This window comes from Listeria kieliensis (assembly GCF_003369925.1).
GTDB lineage: Bacteria > Bacillota > Bacilli > Lactobacillales > Listeriaceae > Listeria > Listeria kieliensis_A.
Genome location: NZ_LARY01000002.1, coordinates 1,072,000 through 1,093,460, shown reverse-complemented (window position 1 = coordinate 1,093,460; position 21,461 = coordinate 1,072,000). Strand labels below are relative to the sequence as shown.

Here is a 21,461-nt window from a genome sequence, read left to right as displayed (position 1 = left end):
CCTAACTCTAGGGGTTTTTTGTTATTCCAACTCGGAAAGAATCTTATTTTTCTACTTTGTTGTAAACTTTGATTGTTGCTGTGTTTCCATTTTGTGCTGCGTTGATAAGTTGTTCAGCGTAAATCTTGAATTGTTCAGAAGAGTGAGTAGCTCCAGAAACTGTATCTACTTCTCCTGCTTCTTGCTTGTCAACTAAAGATTTGTTAAGCGCTGGGATGTATTCTTTCGGACCAGTGCCTTCTTTGTCTTTCATCGCTTTTTCATAATCAGCATCATCTGTTTTCTTTTGACCGTCTTTGTTTACATAGTTGTAATCTGATTTAGAGATTTTACCATCTTTAACAGTCATTGAGAACACTGTGCGGTAACCATTCGAATAGTTTTGTTCTTCTAATTTGTATGTTCCGTCTTGCATTTTTTCACCGTTATTGATCTTGATTGTTGTTGTGTCACCACGTTGTGCTGCTTGGATCAATTGGTTTGCATAGTTGATGAATGTATCTGAAGAATGTGTTGCGCCAGAGACTACTTCTACTGCTCCAGCCGCTTGGTTTTTCACAAGAGAATCGTTAAGTTCTTTCAAGTATTCTTTCGGACCAGTTTTTACTTTAGCTTTCATTGCTTTTTCGTAATCTGCATCTTCAGATTTCAACTTGCCATCTTTATTTTTATAGTCATAATTTGCATCCGTAATTTTACCATCTTTTACTTTGATGGACATGAAGCCTTTCCAGCCTTTATCATCATAGTTTTGTTCTTCTAGTTTGTATGTTCCATCTGTCATTGTTCCGTCAGTTTTAGCATCTGCGGATTTCTTTTGTTCTTGTTTTGTATCGTTGCTTGATTTCTTGTCAGAAGAATTGTTGTCATTTCCACAAGCTACTAACAACATGCTGGATGCCACTACAGCAGTAAGCCCCATTGCAACTTTTTTCAATTCCATAATTTGCTCCCACCTTATACTAATAAAGTTTGTGATAACGCGAGCAAGAAAACCTAATTTGAAAGCGTTTATCACGATTACAATCAAATCATACCATCATAGGCAGGTCTTTGTCTATACACAATAAAATAATCTAATTTATAGAATTTTATGGAGAATAAACCAAATGAAAGGAAAAAGCTTTTGTTTCTTGAAAATCATGGTAAATAATAAACAAAACAGCCATTATACCTATTGACTTTAAGGTATTTGCTCCCATAAAAAATGACTTATTTCCAACAAAGAACTATTTTTTTGTTTTTATGATCTTTTCTAAAAAACGGTCTAGACAAGCGTCTATGGAATCTGTTACACTATGTTAGGCTATTATTATACTTTTACATTGCACTAATTTGTTTGTTTGTGAATAAAATAACAAGGAGTTGAGAACGCATATGCCTGAAAAAAATATTGTTCTTATAGGGGCAGGGTATGCAGGTGTACACGCAGCGAAAAAGTACAAAAGAGATCAAGATGTGAAAATCACTTTGATCGACCGTCATTCTTACCATACAATGATGACGGAACTTCACGAAGTTGCTGGTGGACGCGTTGAACCAACAGCCATTCAATATGACTTACGCCGTTTGTTCAATCGCACGAAAGTAAATCTGGTGACGGACAATGTCACAAACGTAGATCACGACAAAAAGGTTGTTACAACTGAACACGGAAGCTATCCTTATGACTATCTCGTGCTTGGTATGGGTGGAGAACCAAATGACTTTGGTACGCCGGGCGTAAAAGAAAACGGATTCACACTATGGTCTTGGGAAGATTCGGTTCGCTTGAGAAAGCATATTGAAGAAATCGTAACGAAAGCAAGCCGCGAACAAGACGTCGAAAAACGCAAAAGCTATGCTTCGTTTTGTAGTTTGTGGTTCTGGTTTCACTGGAATCGAAATGGTCGGCGAATTGCTTGAATGGAAAGATCGTCTTGCAAAAGATAATAAGATCGACAAAGACGAAATTGAATTGATCGTCGTTGAAGCGGCTCCAACAATTCTAAACATGTTAGAACGTCGCGATGCTGACAAGGCTGAGAAATACATGGTGAAAAAAGGCATTAAAATCCTTAAAAGCGCTGCGATCGTTGAAGTTAAGCCAGAAAGCATTGTTTTAAAATCTGGCGAAGAGCTTCCAACACACACTCTCATTTGGACTGCTGGTGTTCGTGCTAATTCGGATACTAAAGATTACGGAATGGAATCGGCACGTGCTGGACGTCTTAAAGTCAACCAATACATGGAAGCTGAAAAATACGATAACACTTATGTAATCGGGGATTTAGCTTACTTTGAGGAAGAAGAAGGCAAACCCACTCCACAAATCGTTGAAGCTGCTGAACAAACTGGGATGACTGCTGCAAAAAGTATCATCGCTGAAATTAGTGGCGGAGACAAAACGCCTTTCCAAGGAAAATATCATGGCGTGATGGTTTCAATCGGTGCTAAGTACGGAGTGGCGAACCTTTCTGGAATGCATCTTTCTGGCTGGTTTGCGATCTTCATGAAACATATGGTCAACTTGTACTACTTCTTCGGAATCCGGAGCGGTTATTACATGTGGCAATATATCATGCACGAATTCTTCCACATTAAAGATCGTCGCAATATTTTCCGCGGCTGGACTTCTCGTTATGGAAATGTCATTTGGAGCTTGCCGCTACGTGTTTATCTAGGTTGGTTCTGGATTGATGAAGCGCTTGCGAAGATCTACGGTGAAGGAACTTGGGATAAAGTTAGCTTAACAAACCTTAAACCGATGTTCCAAGGCCTTGGACCTGATTCTTGGCTAACAGCAACCACTTCGAAAATGCCTTTTGATTGGTTGAAAGCTGCCGCTACATCAGGCGCGAGCCAAGCTGCTGGTGACGCTGCCGGAGATGCTGCGCAAAATGTGACAACGCCTATTTTGAGTCACATGTGGGGCTGGTTCGAATGGATTATAAAGCTTGTAATGCCAAACCAAGATGTTGCTGTGTTCATGCAAAAGGTTGTTCCTTTCATCGAACTTGCAATCGGCCTTGCTCTTGTAGCTGGATTATTCACTTGGCTTGCAAGCGTTGGAAGCATGGGCTTCCTAGTCATGTTTACACTGAGCGCTATGCTTGGATGGGACAAATTCTGGGCGCTTCCTGCTTCGTTCGCAATGCTAAATGGTGCAGGTCGCACATTTGGATTAGATTATTGGGTTGTTCCTTGGTTCCAAAAACACCTTGGCAACTTCTGGTACGGTAAACCTCGTGCTGTTTACCGGGATTCAGACAGGAAATAACGGATAACTTTGAACAAGGAGCGAAGTCCCATTGGTGGATTTCGCTCCTCTTATTTTCTTCATAGATTTAAAATAAAAACGGTATATTTTTCCGCTTAAATCCTATACAATGAGAGGGATAGGAAAATGATTGGAGGAGGGAAGCAAGTGAAACCTTATTTAAAAATGATTCGCCGTTTTGATATTGTTCTTGTCGTTTTGCTTACATTGCTTTCTTTTTTACCTCTAGCTATTTTCTCATACGTTAAAGCAAACGAGCCGAAAAGCATAGCGAATCAAGGACTTACTGCTGTCATTACGGTAGATGGCAAGGAATATAAAAAAGTGGCTTTAACTGGGCATACTGGTACAGAATCCTTCACCATTACACAAGCGGATGGTGATTCAAACACGATCGAAGTCAAAGATGAACAAATTCGAATTTCTAAAGCTACTTGCGGCGACCAAGTTTGTGTTCGAACGGGCGCTATTACTAAACGTGGGGAAACGATTGTTTGTCTGCCTCACAAACTTGTCATCGAAGTGAAGGCAACGGATGGCGATTCAAACAACAACAATGATGACGACGATATGATTATTTCTTCTTGATTGTTTAGGAAGAAAAAAGGAAAGTGAACTTTATGACGAAAAATAAGCGCCTTGTTTATATTGCACTGCTCGCAGCACAAGCTGTTGTTATTAGCTTACTAGAACGAGCTATTCCCTTCCCCTTTGCATTTGCACCAGGAGCAAAACTCGGACTCGCTAATATTATTACTTGTATTTCGCTCTACACACTCTCAACGAAAGATACTTTTATGATTATTATTATTCGCCTCGTGCTTTCCACTTTACTCGGCGGAACTATTTCTACGTTTTTGTACAGCGCAGCTGGAGCTCTACTTAGCTTTATCGGCATGTGGGCGGTACAAAAATTAGGCCCTAAAAATGTCAGCATCATTGGGGTCAGCACGACCGGAGGAATCCTGCACAACGTTGGTCAACTAGTTGTCGCAAGCTGGATCGCGGGTTCTTGGAGCGTTATGCTTTACTTACCTGTCCTTTCCTTTATCGGTATTCTTTCGGGAATCGCGGTGGGAATCGCGGCTAATTATTTGCTGCAAAACGTTGAAACCCTGCGCGTATTTTTAAGTGCTAAACAAGAACAGCGCACACTCGAATAAATAGAAAAAAGGAGTTTCGCTATGCAACTTCATTCCATGTGGGAACATTATCCAGAACTAAAAACCGATCTTGCCGACGTGCTTCAAACAATCGAGGAAAATATTCAAATTCGTGATAAACGCGTTGAGGAAAACATCAAAGCACTGATTCACGCTGGTGGCAAACTACTTCGACCGGCTTTTGCCTTGCTTTCAGCGAACCTCGGTCCGGATTACGACCGGGATCGCGCTATCTCTGTTGCGGCTGCTCTCGAAGTTCTACATATGGCAACGCTCATTCACGATGATGTGGTGGATGAGTCTTCGATTCGGCGTGGCAAGCCAACTATTAATTCAAAATATGGCAATCATTATGCCGTTTACACGGGCGACTATTTATTCACCATTTGTTTTAAGATTTTATCGAAACACTCGGATTCGATTTCGAACATTGAATTCAGCAGTAAAAACATCGAGAAAATTTTGATGGGTGAGCTCGATCAAATGCGCACGCGCTACGATTTAAATGTGTCCGTAAAGGCCTATCTCGCGCGCATTTCAGGGAAAACGGCGCAGCTGTTTGCCCTGAGTTGCTATTCTGGCGCAGTTTCTAGCAAAGCTCCTCGCGCACTTGCGATCAAAGCTTGGAATATCGGGCATTACCTCGGCATGGCGTTTCAAATCATTGACGATGTTCTGGACTATACGAGTACAGACGACGGCCTCGGAAAACCTGTGCTAAACGACGTTCTCCAAGGCGTCTACTCGCTGCCGCTCATCTATGCTATGCGTGGCCATAAGCAGGATTTTGAACCTCTTCTTGGCAAGAAAGCGGAGATGACAGACGCGGACCTCCGCGAACTAACAACACTTATCAACCGCTATCAAGGCACGGCGCAGGCATTTGAGCTCGCAGGTAAATACACGAAAAAGGCCCAAAAAGAAATCGCTAAGTTGCCGGAAGGTGCCTATCGCGATCAACTTTCGGCGCTAACAAACGAAATTTTAACCCGCCAAATTTAGGCGTAAAAAAGGAACTTGGCGGATGCCAAGTTCCTTTTTGTTAGTCCTCGATTTCCTTCAAGCGCTTGAAACGTTCAGCAAGCATCGGATGCGCTTCCACCGTTTTCACGCCATTTGCTTTCGCAGCAAAACTTGCAAAGTTGAGCCCCGCTCCAAATAACTGCAAAGCCGCATTCCCAAGATCGCCTGCTTTCAATGCTTTTATACCGTCATCTAGGAAATGATTACTTTCATCCAGATGGCAATCTGGCAAGTATTTCTCCCCTTTTGCATAGAGTTCAATATTCAAAAGCACTTGATCTGCCGTTTCCTGCGAAATGTCTGCATCTAGTGCAAGTAGCATATCGTTAATAGGTTCAACTAGCTGCGCATAGCCACCGCCAAACTCCGCACATTTTGCTTTGATTTGTAATCTTCTTTCTTCTGCTGTCATCCTTTACCCCTACCTTTCCTTTTCTCTATCAAGCATACGCCTGTCAGAGCCGGAAAAGCAACAAAAAAGCCGGGAAGCATAAATGCTTCACCGACTTTTATAGAACAAATAAAATTATTATTTGTCGATTTTAGCTACAACACCAGCGCCTACTGTACGTCCACCTTCACGGATTGAGAATTTAGTACCTTCTTCAATCGCGATTGGAGCGATAAGTTCAACTGTAATTGTAATGTTGTCTCCAGGCATAACCATTTCAGTACCTGCTGGAAGTTCTACAACACCAGTTACGTCAGTTGTACGGAAGTAGAATTGTGGGCGGTAGTTTGAGAAGAATGGAGTGTGACGTCCACCTTCTTCTTTAGTTAAAACATAAACTTCAGCTTCGAACTTAGTGTGTGGAGTAATCGATCCTGGTTGAGCAAGAACTTGTCCACGTTCGATGTCTTCACGAGCAACCCCACGAAGAAGTGCACCGATGTTGTCTCCAGCTTCAGCATAGTCAAGAAGCTTACGGAACATTTCTACACCAGTAACAGTTGATTTAGAAGTGTCTTTGATACCGATGATTTCAACTTCGTCACCAACTTTAATTTGTCCACGTTCAACACGTCCAGTTGCAACTGTACCACGACCAGTGATCGAGAATACGTCTTCGACTGGCATCATGAATGGTTTGTCATGATCACGTTCTGGAGTTGGAATGTAAGAATCAACAGCATCCATTAATTCATGGATTTTGCCTTCCCATTCAGCGTCTCCTTCAAGAGCTTTAAGTGCAGAACCTTTGATTACAGGAATGTCATCGCCAGGGAAGTCGTATTCGCTTAGAAGTTCACGAACTTCCATTTCAACTAGTTCAAGTAGTTCTTCGTCATCAACCATGTCGCATTTGTTTAGGAATACAACGATGTAAGGAACACCTACTTGACGAGATAGAAGAATGTGTTCACGAGTTTGTGGCATTGGGCCATCAGCAGCAGATACTACTAGGATAGCTCCGTCCATTTGCGCAGCACCAGTGATCATGTTTTTAACATAGTCAGCGTGTCCTGGGCAGTCAACGTGTGCATAGTGACGGTTAGCAGTTTCATACTCTACGTGTGCAGTAGAGATAGTGATACCACGTTCGCGTTCTTCTGGTGCACCATCGATTTGGTCATAAGCAGATGCTTGTGCCATTCCGTCTTTAGATAGAACTGTAGTGATAGCTGCAGTTAGTGTAGTTTTACCATGGTCGACGTGTCCAATTGTTCCAACGTTTACATGGGGTTTTGAGCGGTCAAATTTTTCTTTTGCCATTTTAATAAAATCCTCCTTAATGTTTAAAAAAATGATATTTAATAGCTGCCAAGTGAATTTCACTCGGCAAGTACTTCCTAATTAAAGTTATACTTGATGTCGGTCAGAAATGCAACGATTATTCTTCGCCTTTGTTTCCGCCGTTTTTCTTGATGATTTCTTCAGTAATTGCTTTAGGTGTTTCTTCATAGTGGTCAAATTGCATTGTGTAAGTTCCGCGACCTTGAGTCGATGAACGAAGGTCTGTTGCGTAACCAAACATTTCTGCAAGTGGAACGAAAGCACGAACAACTTGTGCGTTTCCGCGAGCTTCCATGCCATCTACACGACCACGGCGGCTTGTAATGTTACCCATGATATCCCCAAGATATTCCTCTGGGATAACAACTTCAACGCTCATAATTGGTTCAAGAAGAACTGGGTTACATTTCTTAGCAGCGTTACGAAGCGCCATGCTAGCAGCTACTTTGAAGGCCATTTCGTTGGAGTCAACGTCATGGTAAGAACCATCAAATAGTTTTGCTTTAATGTCGATTAGCGGATAACCTGCAAGGACACCATTTTCAAGTGCGCCTTCAAGACCTGCTTGAACAGCTGGAATATATTCACGAGGAACAACCCCACCGACAATCGCATTTTCAAATTCGAAGCCTTTACCTTCTTCGTTAGGTTCGAAGTGAATTACAACGTGACCATATTGTCCACGACCACCAGATTGACGAACAAATTTACCTTCGACGTCAGCTGCAGAGCGGAATGTTTCACGGTAAGATACTTGCGGAGCCCCAACGTTAGCTTCAACGCGGAATTCACGTTTCATACGGTCAACTAAGATATCAAGGTGAAGTTCACCCATACCAGAGATGATCGTTTGACCAGTTTCCGTGTTTGTTTCAGTACGGAAAGTTGGATCTTCTTCTGCAAGTTTTGCAAGAGCTTGACCCATTTTATCTTGGTCTGCTTTCGATTTAGGTTCGATTGCAACCGAGATAACTGGTTCTGGGAATTCCATGGATTCCAAGATAATTTGGTTCTTTTCATCACATAGTGTGTCCCCAGTAGTAGTGTCTTTAAGACCTACAGCTGCAGCGATATCACCAGCGTAAACAATATCAATTTCTTCACGGTGGTTAGCGTGCATTTGTAGGATACGACCTACACGTTCACGTTTACCTTTTGTTGAGTTTTGTACGTAAGAACCAGAGTTCAAAGTACCAGAGTAAACGCGGAAGAAAGTTAGACGGCCAACATAAGGGTCAGTCATAACTTTAAATGCAAGAGATGAGAATGGTTCTTCATCGCTTGCGTGACGTTCAGATTCTTCACCATCAGGTAGAGTACCTTTGATAGCAGGAACGTCAGTTGGAGCTGGAAGGTAGTCAAGAACTGCATCAAGCATTGGTTGAACACCTTTGTTTTTAAATGCAGTACCACAAACGACTGGGTAAAACTCAACAGCTAGTGTTCCTTTACGGATCGCAGCTTTAAGTTCGTCTTTTGTGATTTCTTCACCTTCTAGATATTTCATCATAAGTTCCTCATCAAGTTCAGCAACTGCTTCGATAAGTTTACCATGATATTCTTCAGCAAGATCTTTCATATCTTCAGGAATTTCTTTGATATGTGGATCGTTTCCAAGGTCATCTTCATAGTACAATGCGTGCATATCAATCAAGTCGATGATACCAGTGAAAGTATCTTCTGCACCGATTGGAAGTTGAATCGGATGAGCATTAGCTTGTAAACGTTCATGCAAAGTTCCTACAGAATATAAGAAATCCGCGCCAATTTTGTCCATTTTGTTGACGAATACTACACGAGGAACCCCGTAAGTAGTAGCTTGACGCCAAACAGTTTCTGTTTGCGGTTCAACACCAGATTGTGCATCTAGAACAGCAACCGCACCATCAAGTACACGAAGCGAACGTTCAACTTCAACTGTGAAGTCTACGTGTCCCGGTGTATCAATGATATTTACACGGTAACCTTTCCACTGAGCTGTTGTTGCAGCAGAAGTGATCGTGATACCACGTTCTTGTTCCTGCTCCATCCAGTCCATTTGGGAGGCACCTTCATGCGTTTCACCAATTTTGTGAATACGCCCTGTATAGAAAAGAATACGTTCCGTAGTAGTGGTTTTACCAGCATCAATGTGCGCCATAATCCCAATATTACGTGTCTTTTCTAAGGAGAACTCTCTTGCCATGTTGTCTTTCTCCTTCCATAAAACATTTTTTTAAACGGCTAGCCGAGTTTCAAAAAAGAAAGCAGCAGCCAATTTCTGATTACCAGCGATAGTGAGCGAATGCACGGTTTGCTTCCGCCATTTTGTGTGTATCTTCGCGTTTCTTAACAGATGCACCAGTGTTGTTCGCTGCATCCATGATTTCGCGAGCAAGACGAAGTTCCATCGTTCTTTCTCCACGAAGACGCGCATAGTTTACTAACCAACGAAGACCAAGAGTAGTACGACGATCAGCGCGTACTTCAACTGGAACTTGGTAGTTCGCACCGCCGACACGACGAGCTTTTACTTCAAGAACTGGCATGATGTTTTTGATCGCTTGATCGAAAACTTCCATAGGATCGTTTCCAGTTTCTTCTTTAATGATATCGAAAGCAGCGTATAGAATCGCTTGGGATTTTCCACGTTTACCGTCAACCATCATTTTATTGATTAGACGAGTTACAAGTTTAGAATTGTAAATCGGATCTGGCAAAACGTCACGTTTAGCAACAGGACCTTTACGAGGCATTGGATATCCTCCTTTCATAAATGGAATTTAAAATAAATCTATTATTTTTTAGGTTTTTTCGTACCGTATTTAGAACGGCTTTGAGCTCTATTTTCAACACCAGCTGTATCAAGAGCACCACGTACGATATGGTAACGTACCCCTGGTAAGTCTTTTACACGTCCACCACGAATAAGAACAACGCTGTGCTCTTGCAAGTTGTGTCCGATACCTGGGATATAAGCTGTAACCTCGATTCCGTTACTCAAACGCACACGAGCATATTTACGAAGCGCGGAGTTCGGTTTTTTCGGAGTCATTGTACCAACACGAGTACAAACACCACGTTTTTGCGGAGAATTTACATCAGTAAGTTCACGCTTGAAAGTGTTTAGTCCCTTGTTAAGTGCTGGAGAGTCAGATTTTTTCGATTTAGATTGACGCGGTTTGCGAACTAATTGGTTAATAGTAGGCATTGGATGGGTTCCTCCTTTCCTTTAGTAGTTCCACACATCCAGGTGGTTCATTTTTTCGAAAAAATAAAAGTGCTGTAGATGATCTACAACAATTTTCATTTTCAAGACCTCTATAGAAGAGGCACCTTGATTATGATAGCACTTTGAGCCGTGGGTGTCAAGAGATATTCCCGATCTAAACAAATAGACTTGCCTTGCTCTGAAATCATTTTTAGGTATCGTCTCTAAAATTTATTTTTTTATTGAGAGTTCAAAATATAGACATATTTTGTTTGAAATATGATACTAAGTTCCTTATTTTTTAATACCATCCAATTTTTTTTACTAATACGCCGAAAAACATTTAGACTATATCCGATCTATAAAATATAAACATTTATTTTTTTACTTTTTCAGAAAATTTGCAATGATTGTTTGGATAAGTTATTATGTTGAGGTAAGCGAATTATTATAATGAATCCTCGCACTCTTTTACACTCATGAATAATCATAGACTAGGATAATTTATATGAATATTAAGAAAATTATACCGTTTTTAGTGCTTTCCTTATCACTCCTTGGCTTTGGCTTCGCTACTGATGCTTTAGCCAGCAATCATGGTAATACATCATGGGGAAATGAATATAGAATATGGAGTCCAGATGATCATACCCCCGCACGCAAAAAAGATAATCGCACTGCTTACTACAACAAAACAACCTCTGGATCGACATACATCAATATCTGGGCAGCTTTATATGATGGTCGAGATGTTTCAGGCGGTCGAATATATCGAAGCTATCCAGGAGGGCAAGCAACCTTTCTTTATAATTTAGCCGTCGAAAGATATGGATCTGGCGTCTCTGTGAGAATAGATTCACGTCGATTTGCTAACGCTCATGCTCGAGGAGTATGGAGTCCTGACTCTGTCAGATAAGCACTACTAGAGGACAATCATATAATAATTTGCTTATATAATAAACGAAAGAAGTGAAATCATGTTCAAATTCATCCTTAGACGGATTAACAGACGTTATATTTTTGCTTTATTATTACTCATTTTACTGATTCCCCTTTTACAAATTTATCCTTCCATTCACTTAGCAACAGAAAATAAGTTCTTTGACTCTCCTTATACTAAATGGATGTCAATTGATCCTTTCAATACGATGTCCGCTGTCTTTTTCATCTTACTCCCTTTAATTGCAGCTCTCCCGGCAGGAATACTCTTACGAAAAGATATAGACTCTGGTTTCGTCTATCAAAGCCTTATTAAAGCAAATATTAGGCAAGTGTTGGGAAGCTATCTTAGCATCTCTTTCGGTTTGGGCTTTATTGTCATTCTTATCCCATTGGCTGTTAATTTAGGCTTATATTTTCTTTTATTTCCAAATATCATCCCTGATAACTTGCTTAATTCAAACCTCTTGATCATCCACCAAAACACCTTATTTGTTTCACTTTATTATTCACACCCGCTTCTCCACGCAATACTATCTATCATGTGGTCAGCTTTTTGGGGGGGATTATTCTCTTTATTTGTCACAGCAAGTTTATTATGGATAAAAAATTCATTCATCGCACTCATGTCAGGGCTTATCTTGCAAATTGCTTTGTTAATTATTTCTTCCTTTTTGCCCACACTTGAAATTGGGAGTTTTGCTCCATTTGAGTTCACAAGGGAAACGGCTCTTACCACAAACATTCAATGGCTCCCTATCTTAGTTATTCTTTTCGCCCTCATTTGCTATAGTGCCTATTTTATTTTTCGAGGAGTGAGAAAACGTGTCTTTTGGTAAACTTTGGAAACAGCAAATAACAAAATCCAAACTCTTTACTCCACTCTACATTGGCCTAGGCGTTCTAGTGATTCTCTATTCTTTTTCGTTTATTCCTGTTTATCTAGGTGCAGATGATCTCAGCTCAGCATTCCAGTCTATTTTTAGCCGCTTTTTATTATTTATCGTTTATTTCAATGTTAGTTTAATCGCGAATTTGTCTGTTCTGCATTTGCAAATTAATGATATCGCCTTTACGCAAAGCAGGAAAACTTGGCTACAGCAAGCCTGTCTTCAGCTCTTTCTTGTTAACTTACTTATTTGGATAACTTGGTTATTCTCAACCATTATCAGTTTTATTTTTTCAAGCAGATTTCCCGCACTTACCAGTTTCGCTACAAGCTTTGTCTTGAAAAGTTTAACGCTTTTTCTAAGTCAACTTATTCTAGCCAGTCTTTGCATTTTATTATATTTTGCATTTCGCTCTAAGCTACTTACTTTCATCGCAGCTTTCCTTTTCAACATTATTTGCTTTGCTTTATCGCTTAACGAGCTTCCTTCAGTGATTTACGAATATATCGGAATGAAAAACTTACTGCAAGAAATTGCTACTTTATTTATCACAACAGGCATTATGATCGTTATTTTACTTTGCGCATATGTCACATTAATGAAAAAGGATATTTTATGAAATCACTAATCAAAGTACAATTTTATTATTTTGGGCAGCTTATCCAAAAACGTTTCCTCTACTTGCTGGCAGTTATTATCCTTACAGAAATTATTGTGGCTATTCAGTTAAAAGATAACCCACAAACTTCTATTTTTAGTTTGTTTTTTTATGGGACTTCATTTCACGACGTTGCTTCGAATCGAGTTCAAATCCCAGTTCTTTGGTTCTGCTTCTTCACGATTCCCTTATTTATGATTAGCAATAGCTTGCAAATTCTTTGGGACAAACATTCCATTCAACTGCGAGGCAAGGGATTCAGTCAATTTGAATTTGGGCTAATCAACGTATCCTTTCTTTATTTGATTGCGCTCACCTATGCGGGTATCACTTTTTTTATTTTGGCTTTTTGTCAAAAACTAATAACCGGAACGCATGCTTGGCTACAAATAGCTGAAACTAGTCAACCCTTTTTGTTTTTCTTCATTCTTTTGGGGATACTTTTAGTTTTATTGTTTATCCAGCAAATTTGTTCGTTATTCAGTCCTGTTGTTGGTATTGTTGTTCCGATAATCATTTTGATTGTTTCCATTTATACAGGTACGAAGTGGAACTTACTAAATTTAACTATGTTAGCTCGATTTCCCTACTATTCTAATTTCGATTGTTTCTATATTTATATTGTGCTGTTCATCTTGAACATATCGTATTTAATAATTTACAAAAAGAAGAGTTTATAAGGAGGTTCTTTAATGACCTATATCACACTAAATCATGTTTCAAAAACACTAAAAGGAACACCTTTATTACAGGACATCTCTGTTTCTATCAACAAGGGAGACATTGTGGCACTAGAAGGCATTAATGGTTCTGGCAAAACTTTAATTATCCGTGCAATACTCGGATTGATTAAAACATCTGGAGAAATTAAAGTAGATGGTAAGCCTGTCCATATCGGTGAAAAATATCCTGTAAAAGCTGGTATTCTGATTGAAAACCCTAGTCTCATTGAAGAATTTACCGCTTTGACCAATCTAGAACTACTAGCAGACTTACAAGACAATGTGACACAAGAAGATATCATTTCACTTTTAAAAGAATTTAATCTCCCTTTTCAAGGAAAACAAAAAGTGAAAAAGTTTTCTCTTGGTATGAAGCAAAAACTTGGCATTGCACAAGCTTTAATTGGGAATAGCGAGCTCATTATTCTCGACGAACCTACTAACGCTCTTGATCAGACAAGCATTCAAAACTTAATTCGCTATATAAAAAAATTAAATCAAGAGTTAAATATTACTTTTATTATCGCTTCTCACGATTTACCATTTATTGAAGCTCTAGCTACCAAACATTTCATTGTGAAAGAAGGAACTGTAAGTGAAAAATAAAAAAGGGCTCATTTTTGCTTCTATCCTTCTCGCTATTATCATCTTGAGCCTGGCAGGATATCGTTATCATGTCGTTAATCGGACTTACAAAAGCGCACATTTCGTCACAGAAAAAATCGTTCCTCTCCAACAAGAAATTCAAACTAAAAATGTTCATTTCAAAGTGCTTGATACAAACAAAAAACAAGCAGGCGATCATGTAACCGTTGATGTCCTTGCATCTATTAAGCTGTTGGGGTTAAATGATTACGGCTTTAAGAAAAACAATAAAAATTTTGTTGAAAATATCTGGTTAAATATTCCTTATTTTGATCCGGGAGTGGCAGCAGAAGTGTATACAGAAGATGGGAAACGCTTTGTCAGTAAGGACCTTTCTCTTTTACAAGAAACAAAACTTAAATTTCATTTTGATGTGACTAAGCAAGAAATCAGCCACCAAGATGAGCCTATGCGTTTTAGTTTCCTTGTTCCTGAAAAAGAAAAAACCTTTATAAAGTACTCGGTTCTTGTCCCTTAACGGACATATAAATATTCGGATTTCCATAATTTTGGAGATCATAAAAGGAGGCTTTGTGTATGGTATCATGCACAAAGCCTCCTTTTTTCGCCTATCTAGCTAGATTATTTCTTCTCCTTCAATTTCTTGTACATGATCACGAACAAGAAGATAAGTCCTACTGCGAGTAGTATGTGGCCTAGGCCGGCTATGCCGGAAACCGCCGCTCCTGTTTCTTGCCCAAGTACTGTCATTGTGCCATGGAAAGTTAGTAAGCCCACAGTAAGTAGCAAGCCTGCATTGTAAATGTAATAGAAGGCATTGAATTTTTTGCTCGACATGATTCCGAAATTTTTCTCAAGTAGTAGCACGATTAAAAACATGAACATGCCAAGCATCAGTAAATGTGTGTGCAAAACAGAGAGTTGCGTTTCTCCCGTGAAACCCGTATATTTCGTGATTTCTCGGTAGTAAATCCCTGAGATAAGGCCTAGAATACAATAGAAAAGCGATGTTGTTAGCAGTTTTTTCATAAATTAGTTGCTCCTTTTTGTTTAGCGTAATCCTCTTAGTTTTTGATATAAATCTTTGGCGTAATTATCCGTCATTCCGCAAATAAAGTCTGTGATAAGCAGCAAACGCAGATACAACTTCACGGTTTCGTCTTGGTCCGCTGCGTTTTTACGATAGCAGCCTAAATAGTTATCCGAAATGAGTGAAATTAACCGCTTATCTTTTGCCGTTTGTTTGCCTTCTTCACTATCAAAATATAAAACGGCTGGAATGTAACTGTCAAGTAGCGCCGAGATGATTTCACTTCCCGCAATTTCCGACTCGACAACGCCTTGATTCGTGTAAATATACGTACGAGATAGATATTGTAAGACTTGAACGAGCTGAGAAGCTTCAGACGCATCTAACAAGGAGTCATCAAATTCACCTTTCATGATGGCTTCGTAGTTTTCATAAAAGACTTCGAGCGCGCGGTTAATAAGTTGACCACGCACATTCGAGGCCAGCCATTGTTGCGCAATAAAAGCTTCTTCTTGACCCTCGTAGCGATCTGCTTTTTTCTTAAGCTCATTAAAGCAGGCTGACGTGACCCAGTTATGCTCATCAAATTCTTCAAAGCCCCGTAAAATTTGCTGAATCGTCACCGTCCCTTTTTTCACACCATCTTCCAAATCGGCGTTCAGGTAGGCGATATCATCGGCTACTTCTAGCAAGAACGTGAGCGGGTGGCGCTTGTTAAAGGCGCCCGTTGCGGCTGTCACCTCTTTAAATATGGATTCGTCCGCGTAAAAGTATCCTAGTTTTTTACTGCGAGTTCGTTTTTTATTAATTTTGAGCGAAGAAACCGGGTATTTGATTACACCGTTCAGCGTGGCATGTGTCAAGTTAAGTCCATATTCGTCAAATAAGTAGTGAAGCTTGGAAACAACACGCAAAACCTGTGCATTCCCTTCAAAATGATAGAAATCTTCCTTCATTTGCTTGGTCAAAATGGTTGTTAACTTCTTCCCGCCATATTCGAGGCGCTCCAAGTTTTCTTTGAACCATTCGCGGATGGATTCTTCACCAAAGTGACCGAACGGCGGGTTTCCCATATCATGCAGCAATCCCGTGCAGGCTAGGATATCCGCAATTTTTTCGGCGTGTTCAGGCTTAAAACTCGGATCTAGCTCATCTTCCACAATTTTATGTGAGACCATATTTCCCATCGATTTAGCAATCGTTGCGACTTCAATCGAATGCGTTAAACGCGTCCGCACAAAGTCACTTTTTTCAAGCGGGAAAATTTGTGTTTTATCTTGCAAACGCCTAAACGAAGCACTCATTACGATTCGTTGATAGTCATTTTCAAAAGCATTTCGAATATCCGTGCTTTTACTGCGTGTAACAGAGGATTCACGCCGGCGTTTATCATTTAAAAGTGTATCCCAATCCATTTAGCATCCCTCACTTTTCAAGGTTTCTCTCTTACTATAACAGAAAAAGTAAGATTTTGCGCTCCACATAAAATCTCGTTTTCACCCCACATTTTGAGAAACCATCAGAAAATTTGCTATACTTGTCCTATAAAAGGCTAAAACATGAGGTGATTTTTTTGACAGAAGCTTTAAAAATTATTATTGGCGCTGGCGAAACGCGCTACCCAGGCTGGATCGCAACACAGGAAAATGAACTTGACTTACTCGACGTAGCAAGCTGGAACCGGCAGTTTTCTGCGAGCAGTATTGATGCCCTTCTGGCCGAGTACGTCTTTGAACATCTGGATGTCGAAGAGGGCATTCGCGCTGCCAAAAATTGTTTTCATTTCTTAAAGCCTGGCGGATACCTCCGTGTGGCTGTTCCTGATCGAAATTTTCGGAATCAAGCTTATCAAGAACTTGTCCAAATCGGCGGACCCGGACCCGCCGATCACCCGGCCGCTAGTCATAAAATTGTTTACAACGCTGAACAATTGACAGCCGTTTTTGAAGCCGCCGGATTTGTTACTCATTTATTAGAATACTGCGATTCGGATGGAGACTTTCACTTCCATTATTGGAATCCAGATGATGGCTTAGTCGGACGCTCATTTCGTTATGATACGCGAAATAGTGCCGAAAAACTTGGGATGGTATCGATCATTTTGGATGCACATAAACCGCTCGTTATAAAACCCTAAATTTTACAAATCAACTGTGTCTATAGCGAGCAAAAGCGGGTATAGGAGAGAAAAAGGCACATCTGAAAGGATGAGAAAAATGACGACTTATAGCCGCATTTTAGTTGGTGTTGATGGTTCCAACGAGGCCGAGGCGGCTTTCCGCCGTGCAGCAAAAATGGCTGCTAGCGATGAAGCCGTGCTTGGAATCGCTTTTGTCGCAGATATCCGCCGTATTGTCCCGCTAATTGACTATGAGCAAACCTTTGTTCACAAGGCAAGAAGTTACGGGGAAGAGCTTGTCGGAATTTATGAGAATGAAGCAAAAAAAGCTGGAGTCAAACAAATTGAAACCTTTGTTCAATTTGGCACTCCAAAAAGTACATTCGTGAAAAAAATTCTAGCTGATTTCCATGCCGACCTTGTACTTGTTGGCGCAACTGGGCTGAGTTCAACGGAACGAATGATACTTGGAAGCGTCACGGAATATGTTGCCGAAAACGCGCCTTGTGATGTAATTGTGGTTCGCAGCGAAGCTTGGAATGAAAAAAAGAAAACTATATAAAAATACTGAGCGAATAGTGGATCTTTATGGAACGTTACTTAAAATCTGCTAGCATCGCTCAGTGTTTTTGTATGCCCATAAAATGTCCCAAGCCCCCTCCCTATTTCTTGCGGAAAAGGTTATAATAGAGAGGAAAATAAGATTACGCGAGGAGGATTTTGATTTATGTCTGCTTTAACTGTTGCTATTGCCTCTGATCACGGCGGAATTGAGCTCCGCAAATCGATCGTTCATCTACTGGAATCGCTCGGAATCACTTATCAGGAATTTGGCCCGGAAACGCCGGAATCTGTGGATTATCCTGAACTTGCTTTTACGGTTTCCGAAAAGGTCAAAAGTGGCGAAGTCGATCGTGGTATCCTCATCTGCGGGACTGGCGTTGGTATGAGTATCGCTGCAAACAAAGTGCCGGGAATTCGCTGCGCTCTCGTCGGAGATACATTTACCGCACACGCGACTCGGGAACACAATGATTCAAATGTAATCGCACTCGGAGCCCGCGTCATCGGACCTGGCCTCGCTTCTGATATTGTAAAAATTTGGCTGCATACTGAATATGAAGGTGGCAGACACGCAAATCGAATCGACCAAATTAAAGCGTTCGAGCGCGAGCATCTCTAAATTCATTCGAGATATCCACAAGTTATCAACAGGATCAAATTCTGTGAATAATTTGTGGATATTTCTTTTTCATACGTTCCAAAAGCAGGTATTTCCCTCAATAAAGCCATTTCTCTCTGTATATTTTTGTATAAAAATACCTATTTGCACGCTAAAAAGCCAATCGTTTACTCACAAGTTATCCACATTTTCCACAACTACCATCCACAATCCCTTTCTCAGCCATCTTTTTAGTTTGTGGATAACTTTTTCAGATTCACTTCTTTTGCTTCATTTTCATAAAAAAAGTCGCCCAATCAAATTTACGATTGGGCGGCTGTTTTTCTTAACTACTTATTTTTCTTTTCGAACACGAACTTGTAGTAAAATACGTAATGCAAGTAAAACGAGAGCAAGACCAATTGATCCATAGAGGATAGTATCCCAAAGCATATCACCTGTTGAAGGCATTTTGCCCTTGTTTCTTGCCGCTTTAGTTGGTTTCGTTTGTGTCACAGTGTATTGCGGTGCTTGTTTCACTGGTTTTTCTTTCACAGTTCCATTTTTTTCCGGCTGAGGTTTTGAAGGATCAGCTGGTTTTGAAGGTAGGACGGCTGCTTCTTTTGGTTTCACCGTTACGTTTACCTCTACTTGAACACCGTCAAAGCTGTAAACGACTGGATAAACTCCTGCTGTTGTTGTGTCCACTTCGCCAGTTACCGTCACTTCTGCAAACGAAACTTCTTTTCCGTCTTTATCAAGGGCGCCGTCGAAGTTATCTGCTGCTGCCCACAAATCACCTACATAAATCTCAGAATCGTGCGCGTTCACTTCTGTAAGATCATCTTTGACTGTTATAACCGCCGTCGCGCTCCGCCCATTGGCACTATAAGTCACTCGGTATTCGCCGCTTTTTGTCGTATCTACCGATCCACTGACTTTAATTTTTTCGGGGGAAAACACTGGATCGAGCTTTCCGTCTTTGTCAGCTGTAGATTCAAAATTATCCTCAGCATTCCAAGTATCTCCTACATAAAGAACCGAATCTTTAACGTGCACAGCGCTTTGATCTGGCTTCACCGTTACAGTAATCGTCTTCGAAGCATCTGCCACGCTATAAGTGATTTCATAAGTTCCTGGTGTTGTTGTATCCACTTGGCCAGTAACTTTCACAGAATCAAAGTTCGGAACTTCATTTCCATCTTGATCTGTTGCTGAAATAAAATTATCTTGCGGGCTCCAACTGTCGCCCTCATAAATTTCAGAATCCTTAGCCTCAACAGAAGCATAACTTGTACGCCATTTTGCATAAAGCGTTTTGTTCAGTGCTACATCTTGTGAGAAATCAAACGGTGTCGTTCCTTCTTTATCCACATACCAACCATCAAACGCGTAGCCAGGTCGAATGTTTGGCTCGATATTTTCGATTTTCGCATAGGGATCATAGTTGCGAGTGTGTTTAGCGCCGCCTTCATAGTTTTCATCATAAGTAATGACAGTCCCTACAGGCATAACCCCATAAGCAGAAATAGTCTTACCATTTCCTAGTGTTACCACAAATGGAACAGCTGTCCCACGAATTTTAATATCATTCTCTCCTGTTTTCCAGTTATACACATTAACATTGGCAAGGCTTGTCATTTTCAGCGTCACATCTAGTGACCCAACCTCGCTTTGCTTAGCTGATACAAAATCATAATTCTGGAAAGCGGTAAATTTTTGAACAGTGACAGAAGAAAGTCCAACTTCGCCAACCTTAATGATATCTTTAATCGTAACTAAGTTATCACCTTTTGTTGGGTCATCATACATAAATTGGGTATCTAGAATATAATTATTGGAACTTGTATTTTGGAAATAGCCTTTCCCCGCTACAGCAGAATAATCTCTAATGGCATTGTCACTAACATTTAAGAACTCCAAATTAGGCAAATTTTTCAGACCTGCTACACTGCTCAGCGCCGTATCTGTTGCAGAAAACGACGTCAACTTCGTTAAATTCTTAAGCCAAGCAGCACTTGGATCATCCAAGTCACCCATCTGTCCAATAGTCAATTTTTCTAAATTTGATAATTTCCCAAGCCCAGTCAGGCCTGCACGAAGTCGATTGTAGGATTGATAATTAGCCGTACGTGTATTAATAAAAGTCAGCGATAAACTTTTAAGTGTCGTTACATTACCAATCGGTGAAAAGTCTACATCTTGTTGAATTTCCACTCTCTCGCCAGAACTGGTTGTAAGGATATCATCTGTCCCTGTAAAAAAGACTGTATTTAGTTTTAAATCTTGCAAACTAGACAATTTCCCAATTTGCGTTAAAAAGTCTGCCGCTGTGGTTAAATATGTCACTTGCAACGTCTCAAGTCCTGTTAGATACTCCAATCCTTCAAAAGAATTAATTTTTAATTGCTTCGTTCTTGTTCCTTGTACATTTAGGAATTTAATACTGGCAAGTTCTTCCTTTGTTGCTGAATAGCCGCCCAGTTTCCCTAAACTTTTATTAACGACTTTACGGAACTCTACATCTGGAATCAAATAATCATTGTTGACTTCCTTTGTTTCTGGCTTTTGTTCCGCTTTTGGCTTAGCAGTCGCATCTTCTTTTATTTCCGATTTAACATTTGGCTTTGCTGGTTCTTTTTCTTGTGTTTTCTTCGGAACAGATACATTCGCTTCCTTTAAATTCGCTTGTTCGCTAATTGTATCTTTTTGTTCTACTGCAGTTTCAAGAGCTGAACTTTCATTTTTTTGTGTTTCTATAGGTTGTTCTTGAACTTCTTCAGCTTTTACTTGCCCTTGCAGCGAAAACGGAAAGAGAAGCAATACACATAAACTTAAGATGACTACCTTTTTCATTTACCCTCAACCCTTTTCCTTTATTTTAAAATTCCAAATACATAGAAAAAAACTCATTCAGTATTTACCTGAGTGACGTCCACATTCCCCCAATATTGATGTCCCAAAA

The 21,461-nt window shown here is 40.3% G+C and carries 21 protein-coding genes and 1 pseudogene; 13 read left to right on the top strand and 9 right to left on the bottom strand.

Annotated features, from left to right (window positions below):
* Positions 1-43: 43 nt before the first annotated feature.
* Positions 44-943 carry an extracellular electron transfer flavoprotein PplA gene (gene pplA, locus UR08_RS11130; RefSeq protein ID WP_115753695.1) on the bottom strand — a complete coding sequence of 300 codons (900 nt, stop codon included), beginning with the start codon at positions 941-943 and terminating at the stop codon, positions 44-46.
* 434 nt (positions 944-1,377) lie between these two features.
* Here pplA and UR08_RS11125 point away from each other — a divergent pair.
* The 4 genes and pseudogenes from UR08_RS11125 to UR08_RS11110 all read left to right on the top strand — a co-directional run bounded on the left by UR08_RS11125 (position 1,378) and on the right by UR08_RS11110 (position 5,424).
* Positions 1,378-3,259: pseudogene (locus tag UR08_RS11125) on the top strand (FAD-dependent oxidoreductase).
* A 147-nt stretch (positions 3,260-3,406) separates the two neighbouring features.
* Positions 3,407-3,847: a NusG domain II-containing protein gene (locus UR08_RS11120; RefSeq protein WP_115753801.1), complete on the top strand. Its 441-nt coding sequence runs from the start codon at positions 3,407-3,409 to the stop codon at positions 3,845-3,847.
* Positions 3,848-3,879: 32 nt separating this feature from the next.
* On the top strand, positions 3,880-4,422 hold the full coding sequence (gene eetB, locus UR08_RS11115) for a flavinylation system FAD exporter subunit EetB (RefSeq protein WP_115753694.1): 543 nt from the start codon (positions 3,880-3,882) through the stop codon (positions 4,420-4,422).
* Positions 4,423-4,443: 21 nt separating this feature from the next.
* Positions 4,444-5,424 carry a polyprenyl synthetase family protein gene (locus tag UR08_RS11110; protein ID WP_115753693.1) on the top strand — a complete coding sequence of 327 codons (981 nt, stop codon included), beginning with the start codon at positions 4,444-4,446 and terminating at the stop codon, positions 5,422-5,424.
* A gap of 40 nt (positions 5,425-5,464) precedes the next feature.
* On the opposite strand, the gene UR08_RS11105 is transcribed toward UR08_RS11110, so the two are convergent.
* The 5 genes from UR08_RS11105 to rpsL all read right to left on the bottom strand — a co-directional run bounded on the left by UR08_RS11105 (position 5,465) and on the right by rpsL (position 10,370).
* Positions 5,465-5,857, bottom strand: a complete 393-nt coding sequence (locus UR08_RS11105) for a hypothetical protein (RefSeq protein ID WP_115753692.1) — start codon at positions 5,855-5,857, stop codon at positions 5,465-5,467.
* Positions 5,858-5,974: 117 nt separating this feature from the next.
* Entirely contained in the window at positions 5,975-7,159 is a 1,185-nt protein-coding gene (gene tuf, locus UR08_RS11100; protein WP_115753691.1) for an elongation factor Tu, read from the bottom strand.
* A 118-nt stretch (positions 7,160-7,277) separates the two neighbouring features.
* Positions 7,278-9,365 carry an elongation factor G gene (gene fusA / locus UR08_RS11095; RefSeq protein ID WP_115753690.1) on the bottom strand — a complete coding sequence of 696 codons (2,088 nt, stop codon included), beginning with the start codon at positions 9,363-9,365 and terminating at the stop codon, positions 7,278-7,280.
* 79 nt (positions 9,366-9,444) lie between these two features.
* A complete protein-coding gene (rpsG, locus tag UR08_RS11090) occupies positions 9,445-9,915 on the bottom strand; it encodes a 30S ribosomal protein S7 (RefSeq protein ID WP_115753689.1) in 471 nt (156 codons plus the stop codon).
* A 41-nt stretch (positions 9,916-9,956) separates the two neighbouring features.
* The gene (rpsL, locus tag UR08_RS11085) at positions 9,957-10,370 is read right to left on the bottom strand and encodes a 30S ribosomal protein S12 (protein ID WP_115753688.1); all 414 of its coding nucleotides are present in this window, start codon (positions 10,368-10,370) and stop codon (positions 9,957-9,959) included.
* Between the two features lie 508 nt (positions 10,371-10,878).
* Here rpsL and UR08_RS11080 point away from each other — a divergent pair.
* From UR08_RS11080 to UR08_RS11055, 6 genes are all read left to right on the top strand, one after another.
* The gene (locus UR08_RS11080; RefSeq protein ID WP_115753687.1) at positions 10,879-11,286 is read left to right on the top strand and encodes a hypothetical protein; all 408 of its coding nucleotides are present in this window, start codon (positions 10,879-10,881) and stop codon (positions 11,284-11,286) included.
* 61 nt (positions 11,287-11,347) lie between these two features.
* Positions 11,348-12,148, top strand: a complete 801-nt coding sequence (locus tag UR08_RS11075; RefSeq protein WP_115753686.1) for a hypothetical protein — start codon at positions 11,348-11,350, stop codon at positions 12,146-12,148.
* On the top strand, positions 12,135-12,818 hold the full coding sequence (locus UR08_RS11070) for a hypothetical protein (protein ID WP_115753685.1): 684 nt from the start codon (positions 12,135-12,137) through the stop codon (positions 12,816-12,818). Before UR08_RS11075 ends, UR08_RS11070 begins: the two co-directional genes overlap by 14 nt.
* Positions 12,815-13,537: a hypothetical protein gene (locus UR08_RS11065; protein ID WP_115753684.1), complete on the top strand. Its 723-nt coding sequence runs from the start codon at positions 12,815-12,817 to the stop codon at positions 13,535-13,537. Before UR08_RS11070 ends, UR08_RS11065 begins: the two co-directional genes overlap by 4 nt.
* Before the next feature lie 12 nt (positions 13,538-13,549).
* Positions 13,550-14,185 (top strand): ABC transporter ATP-binding protein, encoded by a 636-nt coding sequence (locus UR08_RS11060; protein ID WP_115753683.1) that lies wholly within the window; start codon positions 13,550-13,552, stop codon positions 14,183-14,185.
* Entirely contained in the window at positions 14,175-14,702 is a 528-nt protein-coding gene (locus UR08_RS11055) for a hypothetical protein (protein ID WP_115753682.1), read from the top strand. Before UR08_RS11060 ends, UR08_RS11055 begins: the two co-directional genes overlap by 11 nt.
* Before the next feature lie 104 nt (positions 14,703-14,806).
* Here UR08_RS11055 and UR08_RS11050 read toward each other — a convergent pair whose 3' ends face one another.
* Together UR08_RS11050 and UR08_RS11045 are read right to left on the bottom strand one after the other, a co-directional pair.
* On the bottom strand, positions 14,807-15,214 hold the full coding sequence (locus UR08_RS11050) for a DUF2871 domain-containing protein (RefSeq protein WP_115753681.1): 408 nt from the start codon (positions 15,212-15,214) through the stop codon (positions 14,807-14,809).
* A 21-nt stretch (positions 15,215-15,235) separates the two neighbouring features.
* Positions 15,236-16,630: a deoxyguanosinetriphosphate triphosphohydrolase gene (locus tag UR08_RS11045; protein WP_115753680.1), complete on the bottom strand. Its 1,395-nt coding sequence runs from the start codon at positions 16,628-16,630 to the stop codon at positions 15,236-15,238.
* Positions 16,631-16,779: 149 nt separating this feature from the next.
* Here UR08_RS11045 and UR08_RS11040 point away from each other — a divergent pair, with 149 nt between their 5' ends.
* The 3 genes from UR08_RS11040 (at position 16,780) to rpiB (ending at position 18,517) form a co-directional block, all read left to right on the top strand.
* A complete protein-coding gene (locus tag UR08_RS11040; RefSeq protein ID WP_115753679.1) occupies positions 16,780-17,352 on the top strand; it encodes a class I SAM-dependent methyltransferase in 573 nt (190 codons plus the stop codon).
* 79 nt (positions 17,353-17,431) lie between these two features.
* Entirely contained in the window at positions 17,432-17,896 is a 465-nt protein-coding gene (locus tag UR08_RS11035; RefSeq protein ID WP_115753678.1) for a universal stress protein, read from the top strand.
* A 165-nt stretch (positions 17,897-18,061) separates the two neighbouring features.
* Positions 18,062-18,517 carry a ribose 5-phosphate isomerase B gene (rpiB, locus tag UR08_RS11030; protein ID WP_115753677.1) on the top strand — a complete coding sequence of 152 codons (456 nt, stop codon included), beginning with the start codon at positions 18,062-18,064 and terminating at the stop codon, positions 18,515-18,517.
* A 333-nt stretch (positions 18,518-18,850) separates the two neighbouring features.
* Here the strand turns inward: rpiB and UR08_RS11025 are convergent, their stop codons facing one another.
* Entirely contained in the window at positions 18,851-21,352 is a 2,502-nt protein-coding gene (locus tag UR08_RS11025; RefSeq protein WP_115753676.1) for a bacterial Ig-like domain-containing protein, read from the bottom strand.
* Positions 21,353-21,461 lie beyond the last annotated feature (109 nt).